Consider the following 4,599-nt stretch of genomic DNA (forward strand, 5'->3'; position numbering starts at 1 on the left):
GTCCGCGGCGCCGGCGTCCTCCGCGTGGCCGACCGGTCCACCGAACGACGCCGACCGTCAGCCCGCCGCGCTCCGGCTGACCGCGACGGCGGCTGAACCGGGCACCGGCTAGCCTCGCACCATGGGACGACGGACGAGTCGTCACCCCGCGCAGAGGATCATCGCCGGGAGTGACGCCAGAGGAGAGGTGGCGACCCTCGCGGTGGAGGAGCCGCTGGAGATCCGTCTCGGCGGACGACCCTATCTCGTCACGATGCGCACCCCGGGCGACGACATGGACCTGGCCGCCGGTTACCTGGTGTCAGAGGGAGCGATCTGGCACCGCGACCACCTCCCGGAGATCTGCTACTGCACCACGGTGAGCGGCCGCACCGAGCAGGACTACAACACCCTCACCGTGACCCTGTCCCCCGATGTCCCGGAGCCCCGGTCCGTCCGCGCGACCGCCATGACCAGCTCCTGCGGGGTGTGCGGCGTCGACTCGATCGCGGAGGTGCGCACGGCGACCCATTTCCCCGCCGAACCGGCCACCCCCCTGGTCGGGGCTGCGGTCCTGCTCTCCCTGCCCGACCGGCTCCGCGAGAAGCAGATCGTCTTCGGCCGGACCGGCGGGGTCCACGCGGCGGCACTGTTCTCCCCCGAGGGCGCCCTGCTCTGCCTGCGCGAGGACGTAGGACGGCACAACGCGGTCGACAAGGTGGTGGGCTGGGCACTGCGCGAGGGCCGGCTCCCGCTACGAGAGACGATCCTGCAGGTCTCGGGGCGGGCCTCGTTCGAATTGGTGCAGAAGACCTCGATGGCGGGCATACCGGTGATCTCCGCGGTCAGCGCCCCCTCGTCGTTGGCCGTGGACCTCGCCGGCGAGACCGGGGTGACGCTGGTCGGGTTCAGTCGTGGCGACCGCGCCACCGTCTACACCCATCCGGAGCGCATCGGCGACTGATCTCCCGGCCACGCGCACGCCGGGGCCGCGGCTGCGGCGAGGTGTGTTCGGGCGCACAATGGGCCCATGAGCCTGATTCCTCGCATCCGTCGGTCCGCGCCCGTCGCCGACATCGACGAGACCCGGATCCGGGTCGACGAACCCGAGACCAGCGCGGCGGGCCTCAAGGCCGTCTCGGTGGCGCTCGAGCGGGGGATCTCGCAAGCCGGAGTGTCCCGGACGGCGCAGGCGTTGGCCCGCCTCAACCACCGCGGCGGCACCGACTGCCCCGGATGCGCCTGGCCCGAGTCCATCACCGGGCCGCGCAAACCCGCCGAGTTCTGCGAGAACGGCGCCAAGGCCGTGGCCGAGGAGTCCACCACCCGGACGGTGACCCCCGAGTGGTGGGCCGCCCACCCGATCCGCGAGCTACGTGACAAGACCGAGTACTGGCTGGGAAACCAGGGCCGGATCACCGAGCCGGTGGTGCTGCGACCGGGTGACGACCACTACTCCCCCATCTCCTGGCGGGACGCGTTCGCACTCATGGCCGAGCACGTGAACTCCACGTCGCCGGACCGTTGCGTGTTCTACACCTCGGGCCGCACCGCCAACGAGACCGCGTTCATGTACCAGCTGCTCGCGCGGTCGATCGGCACCAACAACCTGCCCGACTGCTCCAACATGTGTCACGAGTCGTCCGGATCGGCGATGACGCCCACGATCGGCATCGGCAAGGGGACCGTCTCGCTGGAGGATTTCGATCACGCGGACGTCATCCTCGTCGTCGGACAGAATCCCGGCACCAACCACCCGCGGATGCTCTCCGCCCTCACCGACGCCCGGCGACGCGGTGCCCACGTGGTGGCCGTGAACCCGTTGCCCGAGGCCGGCCTGCTCGGGTTCGCCGACCCCCAGTCCCCGACGGGGATCGCCAAGAGCCTCGTCGAGGGCGGAGGCGAGACCGTCGCGGACGACTTCCTGCAGATCAAGGTGGGTGGCGACCTCGCCTTGTTCCAAGCCCTCGGCCATCTGCTGCTGCGCGCGGAGGACGCGGCTCCGGGAACCGTGGTGGACCGCGAATTCGTGGACACGTGCACCGAGGGGTTCCGGGACTACGCCGCCGCGCGTGCCGCGCTGGACTGGGAGGCCACCGAGCGGGCCACGGGCCTGCGACGCGACCAGATCGAGCGACTGGCCACGCTGCTCGTGCACTCGCGGGGCACGATCATCTGCTGGGCACTGGGACTCACGCAGCAGCCCCATTCGGTGGACACCCTGCGCGAGATCGTCAACGTTCTGCTGCTGCAGGGCAACTTCGGCAAGCCCGGCGCCGGCGCCTGCCCGGTCCGCGGGCACTCGAACGTGCAGGGCGACCGGACCATGGGGATCTGGGAGAAACCGGGCGCGATGCTGCTGGACGGGCTCGACGACGAGTTCGGCATCACCTCGCCGCGTGTGCACGGCTACGACTCGACGGAGACACTCGAGGCGTTCGAGCGCGGTGACGTGGACGTGTTCGTCTCCATGGGCGGCAACTTCGCCAAGGCGTGCTCGGACACCGATGTGCTCGAGACGGGGATGCAGCGCACCGGGTTGACCGTGCACGTGTCGACCAAGCCCAACCGCTCACACGTGGTCCACGGTCAGACGTCGCTCATCCTCCCGACCCTCGGACGGACGGACCGTGACGACCGCCATCCGGGGGGCGCACAGTTCGTCTCGGTGGAGGACTCGATGTCGGTGATCCGCTCGTCCCAGGGGCGCCTGGAGCCGGTGTCGGACCAACTCCTCAGCGAACCGCAGATCGTCGCGGGCATGGCAGAGGCGATCCTGGGCCACGACCACCCGGTGGGGTGGCGGGCGATGGCGGAGGATTACGACGTCATCCGCGACCACATCTCGCGCGTGATCCCCGGGTTCTCGGACTACAACCGCCGGGTGCGACAGAAGTCCGGCTTCGTGCTGCCCAATCCGCCGCGCGACACCCGGTCCTTCGCGACTCCGTCGGGGCGCGCGCAGTTCACGGTGTCACCACTGGAGTGGCTGGAGGCGCCGGCCGGGCACCTGATCCTGCAGACCCTGCGGTCGCACGATCAGTACAACACCACCTTCTACGGTCTCGACGACCGCTACCGGGGCATCTCCGAGGGCCGGCGGGTGATCCTGGTGAACCCGGACGACCTGCGCGACCTGGGTCTCGCGGACCGCCAGCTGGTCGACGTGGTGAGTGTGTTCACCGGCTCGGACGGAGTGACCAGCGAGCGCCGGGCGGACGAGTTCCGGCTGGTGTCCTACCCGACGGCCCGCGGCTGCTGCGCGGCCTACTTCCCCGAGGCCAACAACCTGGTCCACCGTCAGAACGTCGCGCGGGAGTCCAACACGCCCGGCTTCAAGGCGGTGACCGTCCGGTTCGAGCCGCGGAGTGAGCGCTAGCGAGGGCAGCGGCGAGCAACCGGCGCACGGGCGGAGCCCGGTTCGAGCCGCGGAGTGAGCGCTAGCTGAGCCGGGTGCGTGCGGGAGCGCCCGCGGCCACCGCATCGCCGGACTCCGACTCGCCGTGCGGAACGTACCTCCGGCCGGGCGCCACGAACAGCAGCAGCACCGCCGCACCCGCCGCGACCATTCCCAGGGCGAACATCGCGTCGGAGATCCCTGTCGCGAAGACCTCCGCGGCGGCGTCGACGATGCCCTGCAGCGCGGGCCCGGCGATGGTGACGTACTCGACCGCTCCCGCGAAAGAGCTCTCCACCGCCTGCCGTCCGGACTCGGGCACGCCTGGCAGGACGTCGACGATCCCGGTGGCGTAGCTGCCTGCCAGGATGCTGCCGGAGATCGCGATGCCGATGGCGGCGCCCACCTCGCGCATCGCGTCGTTGACGGCGGCGGCCACGCCCTGCTCGTCCACCGAGATGTCGGACACGATCGCGGAGGTGGCGGGTGCGGTCGACACGCCCAGTCCCACACTGGCCACGAGCAGCGGCCAGAGGATCTCCCAGTAGGTCGAGTCCACGCCCAGCCGGGAGAGCAGGACCATCCCGGTCGCGATCGCCGCCAGTCCCACCACGGTGACCACCCGGAGTCCGACCCACGCCGTGATGCGGGGCGAGAGGAGCGAGAAGACCATCACCGGGATCACCATCGGCGCCAGCGCCAGAGAGGCGGAGAGCGCGTCGTACCTCTTGACCAGCTGGAGGTACTGCACCATGAGCAGGAAGAACCCGAAGATCGTGAGGAACTGCATGCCCACGGCGACCGACCCGGTGGTGAAGCCGCGGCGCCGGAAGTACCGCACGTCGAGGAGGGGGTCGGTGGCGCGGAGTTCGACCAGGACGAAGCCGATCAGGCTCACGACCGCCGCCACCAGGGCGACGACGACGAGGGGTTCTCCGAAGCTCGTGTGCGCCCCCTCGATGAGCCCGAAGACGACTCCGCCGACCGCCAACGCCGAGAACACGGACCCCAGCACGTCCGGCCGACCGTGCCGGGAGGCCACGGATTCGCCGATGGTGAAGGCCGCCAGGAGCACGAGAAGGCCGACCACGGAGTAGACCACGAAGATCGACTTCCACGACCAGATCTGCAGCATGAGGCCCGAGCTGAGCAGGCCGACGATCCCGCCGATGCCCGCGAACCCGGCCCACATCCCCACTGCGGTGCCCCGGCGTTCGGACGGG

General features: G+C 70.4%; 3 protein-coding genes. 2 read left to right on the forward strand and 1 reads right to left on the reverse strand.

Annotated elements, in window-relative coordinates; translation table 11 throughout:
• Window positions 1-121: 121 nt before the first annotated feature.
• Both fdhD and G6019_RS10590 read left to right on the forward strand, forming a co-directional pair.
• A complete protein-coding gene (fdhD, locus tag G6019_RS10585; protein ID WP_107755400.1) occupies window positions 122-943 on the forward strand; it encodes a formate dehydrogenase accessory sulfurtransferase FdhD in 822 nt (273 codons plus the stop codon).
• Between the two features lie 66 nt (window positions 944-1,009).
• Entirely contained in the window at window positions 1,010-3,358 is a 2,349-nt protein-coding gene (locus G6019_RS10590) for an FdhF/YdeP family oxidoreductase (RefSeq protein WP_182613566.1), read from the forward strand.
• Window positions 3,359-3,419: 61 nt separating this feature from the next.
• On the opposite strand, the gene G6019_RS10595 is transcribed toward G6019_RS10590, so the two are convergent.
• Window positions 3,420-4,599 (reverse strand): MFS transporter (locus G6019_RS10595; protein WP_182627557.1); only part of this gene is annotated, 1,180 nt, incomplete at its 5' end.

It is taken from the genome of Dietzia sp. DQ12-76 (assembly GCF_014145045.1).
Taxonomy (GTDB): Bacteria; Actinomycetota; Actinomycetes; order Mycobacteriales; family Mycobacteriaceae; genus Dietzia.